General features: G+C 41.2%; 15 protein-coding genes and 2 tRNA genes. 6 read left to right on the top strand and 11 right to left on the bottom strand.

The window, feature by feature from the left end:
- The first annotated feature begins 31 nt into the window (after positions 1-31).
- Positions 32-721: a M48 family metallopeptidase gene (locus BM378_RS18200; RefSeq protein ID WP_074989733.1), complete on the top strand. Its 690-nt coding sequence runs from the start codon at positions 32-34 to the stop codon at positions 719-721.
- A gap of 327 nt (positions 722-1,048) precedes the next feature.
- On the opposite strand, the gene BM378_RS18195 is transcribed toward BM378_RS18200, so the two are convergent.
- Positions 1,049-1,133: transfer RNA gene (locus BM378_RS18195), tRNA-Tyr, on the bottom strand.
- Between the two features lie 48 nt (positions 1,134-1,181).
- Positions 1,182-1,266 (bottom strand) — tRNA-Tyr (locus BM378_RS18190).
- 112 nt (positions 1,267-1,378) lie between these two features.
- Between BM378_RS18190 and BM378_RS18185 the strand changes: the two genes are divergently transcribed.
- The gene (locus tag BM378_RS18185) at positions 1,379-1,894 is read left to right on the top strand and encodes a VC2046/SO_2500 family protein (protein WP_065979363.1); all 516 of its coding nucleotides are present in this window, start codon (positions 1,379-1,381) and stop codon (positions 1,892-1,894) included.
- Between the two features lie 158 nt (positions 1,895-2,052).
- Positions 2,053-2,352 carry a DUF6172 family protein gene (locus tag BM378_RS18180; RefSeq protein WP_036969405.1) on the top strand — a complete coding sequence of 100 codons (300 nt, stop codon included), beginning with the start codon at positions 2,053-2,055 and terminating at the stop codon, positions 2,350-2,352.
- Positions 2,353-2,523: 171 nt separating this feature from the next.
- On the opposite strand, the gene BM378_RS18175 is transcribed toward BM378_RS18180, so the two are convergent.
- The 3 genes from BM378_RS18175 to BM378_RS18165 all read right to left on the bottom strand — a co-directional run bounded on the left by BM378_RS18175 (position 2,524) and on the right by BM378_RS18165 (position 5,708).
- Positions 2,524-3,003 carry a YchJ family protein gene (locus BM378_RS18175; RefSeq protein WP_074989732.1) on the bottom strand — a complete coding sequence of 160 codons (480 nt, stop codon included), beginning with the start codon at positions 3,001-3,003 and terminating at the stop codon, positions 2,524-2,526.
- A gap of 40 nt (positions 3,004-3,043) precedes the next feature.
- Positions 3,044-3,481, bottom strand: a complete 438-nt coding sequence (locus BM378_RS18170) for a SulA-like leucine-rich domain-containing protein (protein WP_036969400.1) — start codon at positions 3,479-3,481, stop codon at positions 3,044-3,046.
- 301 nt (positions 3,482-3,782) lie between these two features.
- The gene (locus BM378_RS18165) at positions 3,783-5,708 is read right to left on the bottom strand and encodes a S9 family peptidase (RefSeq protein WP_074989731.1); all 1,926 of its coding nucleotides are present in this window, start codon (positions 5,706-5,708) and stop codon (positions 3,783-3,785) included.
- 147 nt (positions 5,709-5,855) lie between these two features.
- Between BM378_RS18165 and BM378_RS18160 the strand changes: the two genes are divergently transcribed.
- A complete protein-coding gene (locus BM378_RS18160; protein WP_074989730.1) occupies positions 5,856-6,446 on the top strand; it encodes an ATP-binding cassette domain-containing protein in 591 nt (196 codons plus the stop codon).
- A gap of 8 nt (positions 6,447-6,454) precedes the next feature.
- The gene (locus tag BM378_RS18155; protein WP_256213681.1) at positions 6,455-7,540 is read left to right on the top strand and encodes a DUF6136 family protein; all 1,086 of its coding nucleotides are present in this window, start codon (positions 6,455-6,457) and stop codon (positions 7,538-7,540) included.
- On the opposite strand, the gene fadE is transcribed toward BM378_RS18155, so the two are convergent.
- On the bottom strand, positions 7,537-9,993 hold the full coding sequence (fadE, locus tag BM378_RS18150) for an acyl-CoA dehydrogenase FadE (protein WP_074989728.1): 2,457 nt from the start codon (positions 9,991-9,993) through the stop codon (positions 7,537-7,539). The genes BM378_RS18155 and fadE overlap by 4 nt on opposite strands.
- Positions 9,994-10,329: 336 nt before the next feature.
- Here fadE and BM378_RS18145 point away from each other — a divergent pair, with 336 nt between their 5' ends.
- Entirely contained in the window at positions 10,330-11,094 is a 765-nt protein-coding gene (locus tag BM378_RS18145; protein WP_036969389.1) for a class II glutamine amidotransferase, read from the top strand.
- A gap of 19 nt (positions 11,095-11,113) precedes the next feature.
- Here the strand turns inward: BM378_RS18145 and BM378_RS18140 are convergent, their stop codons facing one another.
- The 5 genes from BM378_RS18140 to cmoA form a co-directional block, all read right to left on the bottom strand.
- A complete protein-coding gene (locus BM378_RS18140) occupies positions 11,114-11,926 on the bottom strand; it encodes a DUF3108 domain-containing protein (protein WP_083422938.1) in 813 nt (270 codons plus the stop codon).
- Entirely contained in the window at positions 11,871-12,518 is a 648-nt protein-coding gene (purN, locus tag BM378_RS18135; protein ID WP_074989726.1) for a phosphoribosylglycinamide formyltransferase, read from the bottom strand. The genes BM378_RS18140 and purN overlap by 56 nt, the downstream gene beginning before the upstream one ends.
- A complete protein-coding gene (gene purM, locus BM378_RS18130; protein ID WP_074989725.1) occupies positions 12,518-13,570 on the bottom strand; it encodes a phosphoribosylformylglycinamidine cyclo-ligase in 1,053 nt (350 codons plus the stop codon). The genes purN and purM overlap by 1 nt, the downstream gene beginning before the upstream one ends.
- Positions 13,571-13,763: 193 nt before the next feature.
- Positions 13,764-14,732, bottom strand: coding sequence for a tRNA 5-methoxyuridine(34)/uridine 5-oxyacetic acid(34) synthase CmoB (gene cmoB / locus BM378_RS18125; RefSeq protein WP_074989724.1), 969 nt, complete (start codon positions 14,730-14,732; stop codon positions 13,764-13,766).
- 26 nt (positions 14,733-14,758) lie between these two features.
- Positions 14,759-15,484 (bottom strand): carboxy-S-adenosyl-L-methionine synthase CmoA, encoded by a 726-nt coding sequence (gene cmoA, locus BM378_RS18120; protein WP_036971611.1) that lies wholly within the window; start codon positions 15,482-15,484, stop codon positions 14,759-14,761.
- Positions 15,485-15,494 lie beyond the last annotated feature (10 nt).

Genomic DNA, 15,494 nt, shown 5'->3' with positions numbered 1-15,494 from the left:
ACAAAGATTTTATTAATTACATTGGCTTATTTTGTTTGAGTACACGTTAAAACGCAGTAAACGTAGAAAAACTGTCGCGATTAAAGTCGCTGAGCAGCAGTTGACTGTGTATGCACCTCACTTTGTCCCGCGTAAAGATATTGAAGCGTGGTTAAAAACAAAGCAGCATTGGGTTGCAGAGCAAGTTACTAAACAATCATTACACGCTGAGCAGTGTCAATTTCCCATTAAAAATTCGCAAATCAAGCTATTTGATCAGGTAATTCCCCTTGTATTTAAGCAAGAAAATTGCAGCCAATGGTATCAAGACACTGATACTCATGAATTAACCCTTGCTATTTCACCGCGCGTTAAACTCACAGACGCAAAGTATCTTGCATTGATGGAAGAGTTTTTACATGACAAGTTAGAAACCTACCTTGAGATGCGTATACAAAACTACTGTATTCAAATGAGAGAAGCGTTACCAACACGCCTTAAAATTCAACATTACAAGTGGCGATGGGGCAGTTGTAATCGCCAAAGAGAGTTAACCTTTAATTTGCACTTAGCCAGTGCGCCCCTATGGGTTATTGATTATGTTGTTGTTCATGAACTTGCGCATTTAAAGCATATGGATCACAGTGCGGCATTTTGGCAACGGGTGAGTGAGTTTTATCCCGAACATAAAAAAGCAAGCAATTGGCTGAAAGTGAATGGTCCATTTTTACGCTGGCTCTAATACTAATCCGCAAAAATACTTAATCATTTTGAGTGATTAAACCAGTCGCTACCTGCGTTAAAAATGTCTGATTTACGACTGCATGGATGCAGGAGGTAGAGCAATGCAGGAGCAATTGCCGAGAACAACTAAATAACTAAATAACTAAATTTTTGCCTTGTTATCAACGCGGTTTTATTGCCTCAAAATAGACCACTTAATTAAGCGTAATGGTATAACAAAAGGATAATTCAATTGAAATAGCTGTATTTTTAGTTTAACGATTTAGGAAAAGAGAAGTAAATAATAAGATGAAAAATAGAATAGTGAATTAGCAGAGAAGGAAAGTGGTGGAGGGAGCTGGATTCGAACCAGCGAAGGCTGAGCCGTCAGATTTACAGTCTGATCCCTTTGGCCGCTCGGGAACCCCTCCACACTAATTTTTATTGCATTTGGCCCCACTTAACTGAGCGTAGAAAAGTGGTGGAGGGAGCTGGATTCGAACCAGCGAAGGCTGAGCCGTCAGATTTACAGTCTGATCCCTTTGGCCGCTCGGGAACCCCTCCAATGCAACGGCGCTGATAATAGCAAACTGGCTCTTTAAGTAAAGAAAAAAACTAAAGAAAAATAGATTAATGCCGATAACTGGTTAATCTTGAAACTATTCGGCCAAAGTCTATGCAAATTGATGGTTTGTTGCTCAACGAGAGTCAACTTGATAATCGTCTTAACAAAAGTGTTCATGAACACCGCCAAGGTGAGTTTGCCTTATTATTGGCGATGCTGTCTCATGATGCGCTTGATTTTAGCCAGTTTCATTTACCGAAAACAGAATTAACCGATACTCAGAGTTCAGAACACGTACTCAGAAATGAGTTAGGGGCAGGCCCAAAACAACCATTAGCGCCTGAACAATATGATATGTTAATCGGGCAGAATAATGGGCTGCGACTTTTACAAGGTGGCTTGTCAGATATTCGCCTACGTAATTGTCTCAGTCCTGAGCCGCTTGCTATCCGCGATGATAAAAATCATGTGCCGTTAGAAGTTATCGATAACTGTGAGCCAGCAGTCAGAAAACGCTATTACGATAAAAACGCACCCACAGAGCGTATGCAAATGGATGCAGCTGCGTTTTATGACAGCTTAACGGACGAGGCGATTCATCAGCCTTTGCAATTGGCAACTGCTTAATTAATTGAAATTGTCATACTCGCCTTGTACGCTACACTTACAAAGATAGGTAAATTGGTGCAAATCAGTAAAAAGTACAGCTAATTTTTTATGTGCTTGTTATAATGCGCCCAAATGGCTTTATGCCATTATCATTGAACCAAGTTATTAGGACTATAATGAAGAAAACATTCACGCTTAACCATGAGAAAATTAAATACCCTCGCATGGTTGATGCAGCTAAGCACGAAGTGAAGAAGTATTTAAAACGTGAGCGTAATAAAACTCTCCCAGAAGATGCCGATTACTGGGCATTTGATTGTAAATTTGGAGAGTCAGCTGACGACGCGAAAGTCGTTCATGTGGCGGAAATTAATAAATGCATTAGCGATATTGAAGCAAAAGGGCTTACATCGTTTTATGTCGAGATTCTAGCGCGTCCAGCACAACGCCAGTTACAAGAATTTGACGAAGAATAGTCGTTATAATTCATAGAATTTAAGAATGGGCCTTGAGGCCCATTTTTATTGTCTGAAATACAATGACATTATTTTGTGTTGATTTATATCACATGCCCACCACGCAACGGCTTTCCCTACAATGGCTAGTCAAGGTTTAGATTGGCTATATAAAAAGTGAATAGCCGTGATTTAAATTGCGTGACACTTTTTATATTTTTTGCCGCTACCGCAAGGGCATTCATCATTACGGCCAATTTTAATATCAGCAACGGGCGTTATTTCACCATCAAGGTAACGCCATAGTCCATTTTCTTTAATAAAACGCGATTTCTCGTGTAACTCACAATACAAGTTTTGGTAAAAGTAATTTGCTTTAAATTCTACAAAACCTTCTTGCTCGTTATATTCAGTATCTAAAACGCTTAGCTTGGTAAAACGACAGCTATTAGCAAAATCTTTGATTTCGCTAACAGGGTTAGCGGTTTGTTGGCTTTGTGCGTATGTTGTAAAGACATATTTTGCATCTTTTAAGGCATAAGCACTAAAGCGAGAACGCATAAGTTGTTCCGGCGTTTGCGCTTGGCTATCGCCTGTGTGCAAAGGTTGGCAGCAAAGCGAGTAATCTTGTTTGCTGCCACAAGGACAAAGGGAGTGTGTGAGTGATGTCATAACAACTTACCTAAAACAATAAATTGCTATTTTAGCAAGCCTATTGTGGCTGCGGTACTAAATTGTTTAATGGGTTGCTTTTGGTGAAGCAGTAAAACTTTGCAGATGCATGTTCTAAATTAAGAGTCATAGAATCTAGTTGATTGTTGCTGACAATATCTGTCCAGGTGATCACTGCGGCAAAGTTACCGTTGTGCAGCGCCGAACTTAACACATATTCAAGATTCACAAGGTGCTTTTGTCTGATCACTAACAGTTTACTGGTGTCGATTGAACATGAATCGAGTAATGCTTTACTTGGCACATGATCAGGTGCAATTAACAATGTCCACGCACTTTGACTGTTATAGTGATGTAATACCTTTAATAGCTCAAATGTTGCTGAAATTTCGTCTTCAATTTGAATTAAATTAACCGACGCTTTGTCGTTATCTTGTTGATAGCTTTTAACGGTTCTTAAGGTAATTGGCTGTAACATAACTTTCACTCACTGGTTGTTTATACAGTATGTGTATACAGTAGTTTATACAGTGTTTTTGCGCAAGTGTTTTTTTGCTATTTTTTTAACCAATTATTCAGTTTTTAATAATTTTAAAAAATTAAATCTTTAAAAACAATTGGTTATTTTGTTTCTTTGCAGTGTGATATTTTGTTAAAAATGGATGAAATAATATATACAGTGTTTTATATCGAAGTTTATACAGTAGTTTGTATGCAGGATATTTGAGGTTTATACAGGTGTTTTGATAAAGAAGCCGGTGTACACCGGCTTCTAAAATTTAGTTTTTCAAGTACGTATTTAAAAACTCAAGGTACGCGTTTGATGCTTTGATACGGTTTTCTTTTTTAGTAAAACCATGACCTTCGTCATCGAACAACACGTATTCTACGGGGACACCATTCGCTTTTACTGCGGCAACAAGCTCATCACTCTCAACTTGCAATACACGAGGGTCGTTTGCACCTTGAATAACCATCAGTGGTTTCGTAATGTTTTTAGCATGGAAGAGGGGAGATATCGCTCGATGGCGTTCGCCATCAGTTGCAGGGTCACCCATTTCATCGTACAGCGCTTTTTTAAAGCTTTCCCACCAAGGTGGTATAGAGTTTAATGTTCTTACCCAGTTAGTTACGCCAAAAATATTAATACCTACTTTAAATTCTTCAGGTTCGAAAGCCAGCGCCGCTGCCGTCATAAAGCCACCGTAACTGCCACCCATAATGCCAATTTTATCAGCATCAACCCAGTCTAAGCTCTGTAAGTGCTTTTTCCCGTAGACAATATCTTGCAAATCGTCTGTACCATGCTTTTTATCATCTAAATGGAAAAAAGTTTTACCATAGCCAGAGCTACCGCGATTGTTTACAGCAAATATAGCATAGCCATGATTAACTAAGTGCTGCTGCATTGCGCTGTAACCTGTGCGGCTCTGGCCGCCCGGACCACCATGCACCCACACTAGAGCAGGCACTTTATTATTACTATTAGCCTGTTTGGGCTTATATAAAACGCCAGGGATTTCTAAACCGTCAAAGCTTTTAAAACGCACAATCGTGCTTTCAACGAGATCATTTTGATCAATTGCATCGCTTAAAGTATGGGTCAGTTTTTTTGCTTTCGTTTCGCCTAATTGCCAAACAAATAAGTTACTTGGCGAGGTATCTGAATTTAGGTAAAACGCCATGCTCTTTTCATCAGCTGAAAAGCTTACACCACGTAAATTGCCCGGGGGCAAGGCAGGCATATCGATTTGTTTATTGGTTTTTGTGTCAATGATTGTCACTTTAGTACTGGCATCAGCATTAACCCCACTTACTTGGTAACGCCCTGATTTTGAGAAGTAAATAAAGCTGACATCCCAGTCATCTTTTAGGGCGGGGCTGTGCTCACCTGTCGTTAAGTCATAGCGCCAAACCTGTGAAAATTCACCTTTTGCATCGGTCGAGTAATACAGAGACTTGCTGTCTTTTGAGAATGTTTCAGGGCCATATTGCGCTTCATTATCATGACGAGTGATTAGCTCAGGTTTGAGCGTTTTTTTCATTGTATCGAGAATGAACACATCACTGTCTTTATTAGAGTTATTTTTTGATAAGGCAATAAAGCGGCCATCAGGGCTAATCGCCCCGACATCTAGACCAAGAGTATTTTGATAAACAGGTGTTATTTCATAGCGTGAACTGTCTACGCGATATAAATCCATAAACTTAGGATCGCGTTGATTACTCGTTATAAAAAAGTGTTTGCCATCGTCTGTAAAGCCCGCAAAGCTGGCACGAGTTTCATCGCCAGGAGTCAGGTCTTTGACAGTGCCGTCTGTCTCACGTACATAAATATGATAGCGCTCGTTCCCGCCTGAGTCCTTGGTAAATAATACGCGCTCATCGTTTGGAAAATAGCGAACAGCATAGGTGCTGTCTTCAAAGTTTGTTAAACGTTTTTTGTTCGCTGTTTTAATATCAATTTCGTAGAGGCTATAGATGCCGCTTTCATCACTGCTAACAAGGATTTTGTCACCTTTAGGTGAAAAGCTGCTGCCCATAATTGAAGTGGTATCAAAAAATGTTTCAGCGTCATACTGTTTAATAGTGTGTTCTTGTTGCTGACTAATTGCGCTGGTGGTCGTTTGGTTTGATTGTGAACATCCTGCTAATGCAAGGCTTAATGCACACGCAATAGTTGCTAGTTGAAAACTCGGTTTCATTTTAATTATTCCTTATTATTTTTCCGTTATTGAGTCTTACTTGTTCAATATATAAACGCAAGTTTTGCAGCTAAATAATTGTTACAAAGCATGTAACTTTTTAGGGACATTGCTGTGTTACAATTTAAATTTCGCAAAGGAATGGCAATGATAGAAATAAAAAATCTCAATAAGCGTTTTGCTACAGCAACCGTGTTCGAAAATTATAATAAGCAATTTAACAGTAAGAAAATGTGCTTACAGGCGAGCAATGGGAGTGGCAAAACCACGTTACTGATGATAATTGCTGGCCTTGAAAAATCACAGTCGGGGCAAATAATGTATGCTAATAAACAGCATAGTTCACCACAAAAGTATGTGGCTATTGCCAGCGATCGCATTTGTTTACCTGATTTTTTAACGGCTCAGCAAATTATTCAACTGACCTGTAAAGCCTTAAATGTGCCTGCGCCAATTGACCTTATTAACGGATTTAAGTTCAGCGAACACTTACACACCCGTTTTAGTGCATTATCGACAGGCAATCAAAAAAAATGCCAGCTTATAATCACGTTTATGAAGCGGGCGCCTTATTTGCTTTTAGATGAGCCGAGTGCAGCACTTGACCAAGCAAGTATCCATTATTTACTAAATTTGCTTGATAACTATTTAAGTGATAAACCCGATGGGCAAATCATTTTAACCAGCCACGAGCCAGATGTGTTTTTACACCAAGGCTTTGAGTGTACGCCATTATGATAGAGAGCTTGTCACGTTATAATGCATTAATGAGCTACCGCTATTTAGCATATACAACTGCACTTAAGAACTTACTGGCGCAGCTTAAAAACTTTGGTTTGTTGTTTGCGTTAGTGCTTGGGCCTGCGGTTTTAGGCATCGCGCTGTTGTTATTTTTGGGGCTGGGTAAAATTGTAGACAGCCATGAACATGCCCGTTTTAGCGCCCAGTTAGCTTTGCTCTATCTGGCACTGCAAGCCGTTATGTTATGGGCTGTTGCTCCTGCTATAACAAACTCAGAAAATAGAGCCTTTCAAGCACATATCTTTAAGCCTGCTTGGCTAATTTTAATCGACTGTAAGCTTTTACTACTCAGTAATGTGTGGTTAATGGCAAGCTTATTGATAGCCGTTGACCTTCGTCTTCAGCAATGGTTGCAGGTTCCTCATTTTATTCTATTTATGCTGTTGCAGTGGCTGTGCGGTTTAATGGTAATTTATAGACCTTATTCGCTATTTTATGGTTTTTTAGCGTGTAGTATTCTGGTTCTTTTACCGTTTAGTTTAGATTCCTTACACTACCATAGCGGCTTTTTAATTGGTTTTATGGGGAGTTTATTTTTTCCTAACATGAACCTCAGTCATAAACGTGTGGTTAGTTCACTCACTTCATTTTGGATTAGTTACTTTTTGGAGCACAGCTGGAGTGTAATTTGGCGAAGTGCTTTGTTTACTGCAAGCCTATTAGCCGCAGTGCAACTAGTTGAAATTCGTAGCGACTTTAATCATGCGATACAGGTTATGGTGTTGGCAAACTGTGTATTACTAGGTAGTTCATTACAGTTTGATTGCTTTGCTGTGCTTCAAAAATACCGAGTGTTTTTTCAAACAAATGGTCAGTACAGACGGTTTTATTTAAGTCATTTTATACCCAGTTTACTGTTTTATGGTGCAGCGACATTGGCGGCAATGCTTTTGTTAAATGTTTTACAATGGCCGCTGGTCGCTTTGGCTGCTGTGTGGTGCTTTTTACAGCAGCTTTTAGCGCAAAAAAAACCAGCGCATTATGCGCTGGTTTGGTGTGTTATAACAATTGGAATAGCGTTAATTGCTTAAGCTGCATCAGCTTTGCTGTTATTTCCGCTACGTGCAGCTTTACCTGCAATGAGGTCAGCTGGGTCAAAATCGTCTACGTTAATTACATCGAGACGAGCTTTTTCAACAGCAGCTAATTTATCAGCTTCGGCTTGGCTTAAAATGCCTGCTTCAAGGCCCATTTGTGCCACTTTATCAAGTTGGAAGAAAGGCAGTTTTACACCTTTTTCGCGGCATACTTTATCAAATAATGGTTCAACTTCTAGTACGTCTTTAAGCGTTTGCTCTTGACGGCCCACTAAGTTAAGTGGCTCATTTTTAAGGTATACATAACTTGCTAAACGGTTACGTGTTTCGCTAGGTACTTGTAATAAGTGTGCGAGTTTGTGCTCAAGCTTATCTGTTGGTTTGCGTACTGGGCGACCAAATGGGAATAACATGATTTTAAGCATCGCACGAAGCGCAGCAGACGGCATGTTATTAATTAAGTCAGCCAGTGCACGTTGGCAGTGATAAAGGTGATCTTGGCAGCTCCATTGAACAAGCGCAAAATCTTCTTTTTTACGGCCTTCGTCGTTGTAACGTTTAAGTGTTGCAGACACTAGGTATAAGTAGCTTAGTAAGTCACCTAAACGTGCTGAGATACGCTCTTTACGTTTTAATGAACCACCAAATACAGCCATGCTGATGTCAGACATTAATGCAAGTGAAGCACTAAAACGTGACGCTACGCGGTAAAACTCTGCGGTTTCATCTTTGTACGGCGTACTTGTAAAGCGCGCACCGGTGAATGCTAACCACTTAGTACGTACTAGGTTCGAAATGGTAAAACCAATATGACCCATAAGTGCTTTGTCGAATACTGCAAGTGCTTCTTCGCGGTCTTCAATCGAGCATGCACCTAGTTCAGTAAGTACGAACGGATGACAACGAATTGCACCTTGACCATAAATGATCATGTTACGCGTAAGAATGTTTGCACCTTCAACTGTTATTGCAATTGGCGCACCTTGGTAACCACGGCCTAAATAATTGTTTGGACCAAGCATAATGCCTTTACCACCGTGAACATCCATGCCGTGAATGGTTGCTTCACGCATTTGTTCTGTTAAGTGGTATTTAATAATAGCTGATACCACTGACGGCTTTTCACCAAGGTCAACGGCACCGGTCGACATGCTGACTGCGGCATCAGAGCTGTAGGCATAACCTGCAAGTTTTGCGAGTGACTCTTCAACCCCTTCCATTTGACCGATAGGTAAACGGAATTGACGACGAATGCGGCTGTATGAACCAGTAGCAAGTGCGATGGTTTTAATTCCACCCGTTGAATTAGACGGCAAGGTGATTGCGCGGCCTACCGATAAGCATTCAACCAACATACGCCAGCCTTGGCCAGCCATTTTAGGGCCACCAATGATGTAATCTAGTGGAACGAAAATATCTTTACCGCGAGTAGGACCATTTTGGAATGGAACATTTAGCGGGAAGTGACGACGACCAATTTCAACCCCAGGGGTGTCTGTTGGGATGAGCGCACAAGTAATACCTGGTTCTTTGTCATCACCTAATAACCCGTCTGGATCTTGTAATTTAAAAGCAAGACCAAGCACTGTCGCAACAGGTGCTAGGGTAATGTAACGTTTATTCCATGTTAGGCTAATACCTACCACTTCTTCACCATTCCACTGACCTTTACATACGACACCGTAGTCAGGAATAGCACTCGCGTCTGAACCGGCTTCAGGTGAGGTTAGGGCGAAACATGGAATTTCTTGACCACTTGCTAAGCGTGGTAAGTAATGATCTTTTTGCTCTTTAGTACCATAGTGCTGAAGCAGCTCACCTGGACCTAACGAGTTAGGCACACCAACAATTGAAGAAAGTAGTGTTGATTTACTCGTAAGCTTTTGCAGTACGCATGATTGTGCAAACGCAGAAAACTCTAAACCGCCGTATTCTTTTTTGATGATCATGGCAAAGAATTTATTATCTTTTAGATATTGCCAAACATCTTGTGGTAAATCGGTTAATTCATGAGTTGCGTGCCAATCATCAAGCATGCCACATACTTCTTCAACAGGACCATCAATAAAGGCTTGCTCTTCAATGGTTAGTTTGGGTACTGGGTATTGATGTAATTTATTCCAGTCAGGACGGCCGCAGAATAGATCTGCTTCCCACCATGTTGTACCGGCATCGATTGCTGATTTTTCTGTATCCGACATTGTCGGAGTGACTTTTTTAAATGCAGCAAAAATAGGCTTGATAATGTATTGTTGACGAATGCTAGTCACAGAAAGTGGCACAGCAATTAATAAGAATAGTAGCCAACTAATTGCGCCAAACGCGCCAGCAAAAGTGCCAACAAGTAATGTCGCAATGGCAATACCTAAGCAGGTATTCCAGCTTGCTCTGTGGTAACTCGCAATACTAAGCAGCACGAGTAAACCAAGTAAAAATAAGAGAGTCATTGATTATTCCTTAATAGAGGTCAGACCACCTCTCTTAGAGTAGCGCTAGATACGCTAATTATCAAGAGGTGGACACGGATAAAACTAATTTTACCTGTTCATTTTTTTACAGTGTAAACCATGATGAGCAGACAACCAGATTGGCATTCGGGTTTATTATTGCGATTTAATAAATAATAATGTTGGTAAAAGTAAAAATTTAGCGTGTTCAACCAGATAGTTAATAAAATACAAATAGGGTAGTTGCTAATAGTGTCGCTATGTTTAACAATAACTGCTGGCACAGCTTCGCTATTAATGCCATTCCTTCATTTAGTTTTATAGGTAAAGAGTTCTATGTGTGAGTTGCTTGGCATGTCTGCCAATGTACCAACGGATATTTGTTTTAGTTTTTCAGGCTTATTAGAACGTGGCGGTAACACCGGACCACATAAAGATGGCTGGGGCATTACTTTTTATGAAGGAAAAGGCTGCCGTACGTTTAAAGATCCTGAGCCAAGCTGCCAATCTGAGATTGCGAAGCTTGTTAAAGCGTATCCTATAAAGAGTATTTCGGTTATTAGTCATATTCGTCAGGGCAATCGTGGCCGCGTGTGTCTTGAAAATACACACCCATTCACGCGTGAATTATGGGGCCGCGAAATTACTTACGCACATAATGGTCAGTTGTCTAATTATCATGACTTAAAGCCTGATTACTATCGGCCAGTTGGCAACACCGACAGTGAACTGGCTTTTTGCTGGCTACTCGATAAAATTCGTGAAAAGTACCCTAAGCGCCCATCCAACATGGCGTCGGTTTTCCGTTATGCCGCAAAACTCGCCCATACTCTGCGAGAAAAGGGGGTGTTTAATATGCTATTAACGGATGGCGTGTATGTGTTGGCTTATTGTACTAATAATCTGCATTGGATCACCCGTCGTGCGCCGTTTGGCAAAGCCACATTAATTGATGCTGATATGGTGGTTGATTTTCAAAAAGAAACCACACCGAATGATGTGGTTACTGTCATTGCAACCCGACCACTTACCCACGATGAGCGCTGGCAAAAAATGGAACCAGGTGAGTTCGTGCTATTTAAAATGGGCGAGAAAATATAACGATAAAATCGAAGCGCTTTTACGGCGCTTCGTTACTCATTTCTTGCTTAACCGCAGTCGGCGTACTCACAGGTGCTGTTACTGTGAATGAGTTAAGTTGTACTTCAAACTGTTCCACGCCTTTTTCGCCTTTCCACATACGCACTAACATGTAATCCATTTCGGGAGCAAACCAAGCAAGGGCTTGACGTTTATCGTTATCGTATAAGCGTTTTACTTTAATGGCTTCAATATTGCCGATTGGTAAAGAAATCATTTCGGTGCCAATGACTTCAAAGTCGTAGCTACGCAGATTTCCTTTTTTATCTACTAATGGGTATGAAAGCTGGGTTTTACCTTGCTTTAACTCTTCGCGTACTTGAACTTGGTACGACAGAGAGTCTTGAAAATCATCTGACCAATCAAATTTTAGCGGGTATTTACTTTGATTACTGTTCACTTGCTTTTGTGCAGCATCAAATTTTAATGTGTACTCTTTATCAGGTCCTGTACCAGAGCGCTCCATTGTGTAGCTTAAAGGCGATACTTTTTGATCTTGATAGGTAAATTTTGAGGTTTCTTTTCGTGAATCAGAAAATATCATCCATTCGATTTCACTATGATAAGTTAGCACATAGCTATCGTTGGCTGTTTTTTTAAGTTCGCGTACTGCTTTACCATGGGTTTCACCTTTACGAAGTACATCGTATTTGGCTTGGTATTGAGTGAGATCGCCAGCTAAAACACTGGTAGGAAGTAATAAAGTGCCCACACACGCGAGTAGGGCACTTCGATTTTTATTCTGGGTAGTGCGCGCCGTGTGCAGGAAGTTGTTTTTCGTCAAAAACTGCATAATCTGCTTCCATCTTGAGTCGTTGTTCACTGAACCACTTGACCACCAAAGGATAGATTATATGTTCTTGCTGATGAACACGTTGTGCGAGTGTTTCTGCGGTATCGTTTTCGAGTACCGGCACTTTGGCTTGAAGCACAACGGGACCACCGTCTAGCTCTTCTGTCACAAAGTGAACACTAACGCCATGAACATCATCTTTTGCGTCTATAGCTCTTTGATGGGTATTCAGCCCTTGGTACTTAGGCAACAAAGAAGGATGAATGTTCAACATTTTTCCTTTAAATTTTTGCACTAAGTTAGGTGTTAGAATACGCATAAAACCAGCTAATACAACCAGATTTGGTTCAAAACTGTCAATAATGTCCATTAACTCTACATCATAGGCCTCGCGTGAGTCAAAGTCTTTATGGCTAAGTACACGTGTTTGTATACCTGCATTCTTTGCTCGTTCAAGGCCATAGGCGTCGGCTTTATTACTAATTACAGCGGCGATATCGGCGTTAATTTCACCACGTCCACAGGCATCAATGATGGCCTGAAGATTCGAACCACTACCAGAAATTAATACAACAAGACGACAAGGGGCCATTAATCACGGCCACCTAAAATTTCAACTTGCTCTTCGCCAGCTTTTGCATCTTGGATTTCACCGATATGCCATGCATTTTCGCCAAGATCTTTTAGAATCGCTAAGCTTTGGTCAAGTTTATCGGCTGGAACAACTAATACCATGCCAACACCACAGTTAAATGTACGGTACATTTCGTGAGTTGTGATGTTGCCATTTTCTTGTAACCAGTTGAAAATTACAGGCCATTCCCAGCTGTCACCTTTGATCACTGCTTTTGCAGATTCAGGTAAAACACGTGGGATATTTTCCCAGAAACCACCGCCTGTGATGTGCGATAACGCGTGAACGTCAACCTGCTTAAATAACTCAAGAAGTTGTTTGACGTAGATGCGAGTTGGCTCTAAAAGGTGATCGCCCAGTGTTTTGCCATCTAGGTCAGCGCTTGTGTCAGCACCTGATACTTCAAGTACTTTACGAATTAATGAGAAGCCGTTTGAATGAGGACCACTTGATGCTAGAGCGATTAATTGGTCGCCAGCAGCCACTTTAGTGCCATCGATAATTTTTGACTTTTCTACAACGCCGGTGCAGAAACCAGCCATATCGTAGTCTTCACCTTCATACATACCTGGCATTTCAGCAGTCTCACCACCGATTAACGCACAGCCAGAAAGCTCACAGCCTTTACCGATACCTGTTACAACATCAGCTGCAGTGTCGACGTCTAATTTACCCGTTGCATAGTAATCAAGGAAAAATAGTGGCTCAGCACCTTGTACAATAAGGTCGTTTACACACATAGCAACAAGGTCGATACCCACTGTATCGTGCTTTTTAAGATCGATTGCTAAACGTAGTTTTGTACCAACACCGTCTGTGCCAGCAACCAGGACAGGCTCTTTATAGCCAGTTGGTAGTTCGCAAAGTGCGCCAAAACCACCGATACCGCCCATTACTTCAGGACGTTTGGTTTTTTTAACGACGCCTTTAATACGCTCAACAAGTGCATTACCGGCATCGATATCTACGCCCGCGTCTTTATAGCTAAGAGACTGTTTTTGTTCGCTCACAGGTTTTCCTCAAAAAAGTTGCATGTGGGTTGCTTAGAAACGCGCGTATTTTACAACAATTGCACTGGCGCGGCTAGTTGAAAAATCACTTTAACCGACTTGACAAGGACAGTTGTCCGCAAAATGAGAATGAAGGTGTAAGGATAGAGGCGCCAGTGTGTTCTGGCGCCTAAATAAAGAGGGGTAAAATTGGTTAGGCTTTCGCCGTTAAAATAGCCCGCAGAGGAGCAGGGTAGCCCTCAATCGTTTTGCTGGTGTCGGTGGGGTCTAAAAAGTCAACCAGTGACTCGTTTTCCATCCACGGGGTTTTGCGTTGTTCTTCAAGTGTGGTGATTGCACAATCTTTAACTTGGACATCTTTAAAACCAACGCGCTCCATCCACAGCTTTAATGCTGCCGTACTTGGAATAAACCACACGTTGCGCATTTTTGCGTAACGATCGGTGGGCACAAGTACCGTGTGTTCGTCACCTTCGACAACCAGCGTTTCTAACACTAATTCACCCCCAGGACGAAGCTGTGCTTTTAATTGGGCTAAAAAGTCGATAGGCGAGCGACGATGATATAACACCCCCATCGAAAACACGGTATCAAACGCTTTAAGCTCTGGCAGTGCTTCAACACCGAGTGGTAATAAGTGAACATTGTCATCTTGGTGGTAATGTTTAATCGCTTGAAACTGGCATAAAAATAGATCAGAGGGGTCAATGCCCACCACAAAGTTGGCACCTTCACCACGCATACGCCATAAGTGATAACCAGAACCACAGCCAATATCAAGTACTGTACGGCCTTTTAATGGCTCAATATGCGGCAACAAACGATCCCATTTCCAATCGCTGCGCCATTCAGTATCAATGTCGATACCGTGTAAGCTAAATGGGCCTTTACGCCAAGGCATCATGCGTTTTAATAAATGGGTGAGCTGCTTTTGTTGACCTTCTGATAACTCATCGCCTGTGCCTATCTGTACTTTATCTTGCAGGTTTACATGATCCGTAATGATTTCTGGTAAGTTTTTTAATACCTTTTGCCATTTGGGTAAATCACCATGACTTGCTTCTTGCTCCCAATGCTTAAGTTGAGCAGGCAAGGTTTCGAGCCAATGACTGAGCGGGCTTTGTGCTATTGCAGCGTAAAATTGGTTAAACCATTGAGACATGAAATACTCTTTATATCGTTGTGCTGTTACTTGATGGCAATCATCGAGCAGAAATTAAAACATTGGTACCATACTTGGGTTTGGCTAAAGCCAATCTCAGTGAGGCGTGCTAAATGAGTACTCAAATGATCAGGGCGCATAACATTTTCAATCGCAGTGCGTTTTTGGCTGATCTCAAGTTCTGAGTAACCGTTGTGACGTTTAAAATCATGGTGTAAATCAATCAGCAAATTATTGCATTGCTCATTTTCACCTTTAATTTTTTCGCTAAGCAGCAACACGCCACCGGGCTTTAAATTAGCATAGATTTTCTCAAGCACTGCGTGGCGCTTTTCAGGCGGAATAAACTGCAGGGTAAAGTTCATTGCTACAACAGAAGCATTTTCGATGGCTAAATCGTTAATATCACCAAGGGTAACTGTAACGGGAACTTCAGAACGAAAGCCTTGTAAATGCAGTTTACAACGCTCAACCATGGCTTGTGAGTTATCTACCGCAATGATATTACAGTTATCTGTACGAATATTACGGCGCATGCTTAATGTTACAGCGCCTAACGAGCAGCCTAAATCATATAGGTTTGAGTTACTTTGTGCGTACTCACCAGCTAGTTTTCCCATGGTACTAACAATAGTGGCATAACCCGGCACCGAACGCTGGATCATATCTGGGAATACTTCAACTACATGTTGGTCAAAACTAAAGTCTTTAACCGCTTGCTCAGTGGCATAAATACTGTCTTTTTGCGTCACGTGAACAGTC

Origin of the sequence: Pseudoalteromonas lipolytica (genome assembly GCF_900116435.1) — a bacterium.
Lineage (GTDB): Bacteria > Pseudomonadota > Gammaproteobacteria > Enterobacterales > Alteromonadaceae > Pseudoalteromonas > Pseudoalteromonas lipolytica.
This window is presented reverse-complemented; position numbering and strand designations above follow the sequence as displayed.

Excerpts from the sequence above, each read along its gene's own strand:
- BM378_RS18160 (WP_074989730.1), top strand. The coding sequence starts at position 5,856 with ATGATAGAAATAAAAAATCTCAATAAGCGTTTTGCTACAGCAACCGTG.
- BM378_RS18140 (WP_083422938.1), bottom strand. The coding sequence starts at position 11,926 with ATGCAGTTTTTGACGAAAAACAACTTCCTGCACACGGCGCGCACTACC.
- fadE (WP_074989728.1), bottom strand. The coding sequence starts at position 9,993 with ATGACTCTCTTATTTTTACTTGGTTTACTCGTGCTGCTTAGTATTGCG.
- BM378_RS18170 (WP_036969400.1), bottom strand. The coding sequence starts at position 3,481 with ATGTTACAGCCAATTACCTTAAGAACCGTTAAAAGCTATCAACAAGAT.
- BM378_RS18145 (WP_036969389.1), top strand. The coding sequence starts at position 10,330 with ATGTGTGAGTTGCTTGGCATGTCTGCCAATGTACCAACGGATATTTGT.
- BM378_RS18165 (WP_074989731.1), bottom strand. The coding sequence starts at position 5,708 with ATGAAACCGAGTTTTCAACTAGCAACTATTGCGTGTGCATTAAGCCTT.
- purN (WP_074989726.1), bottom strand. The coding sequence starts at position 12,518 with ATGGCCCCTTGTCGTCTTGTTGTATTAATTTCTGGTAGTGGTTCGAAT.
- BM378_RS18185 (WP_065979363.1), top strand. The coding sequence starts at position 1,379 with ATGCAAATTGATGGTTTGTTGCTCAACGAGAGTCAACTTGATAATCGT.
- BM378_RS18180 (WP_036969405.1), top strand. The coding sequence starts at position 2,053 with ATGAAGAAAACATTCACGCTTAACCATGAGAAAATTAAATACCCTCGC.
- BM378_RS18175 (WP_074989732.1), bottom strand. The coding sequence starts at position 3,003 with ATGACATCACTCACACACTCCCTTTGTCCTTGTGGCAGCAAACAAGAT.
- cmoB (WP_074989724.1), bottom strand. The coding sequence starts at position 14,732 with ATGTCTCAATGGTTTAACCAATTTTACGCTGCAATAGCACAAAGCCCG.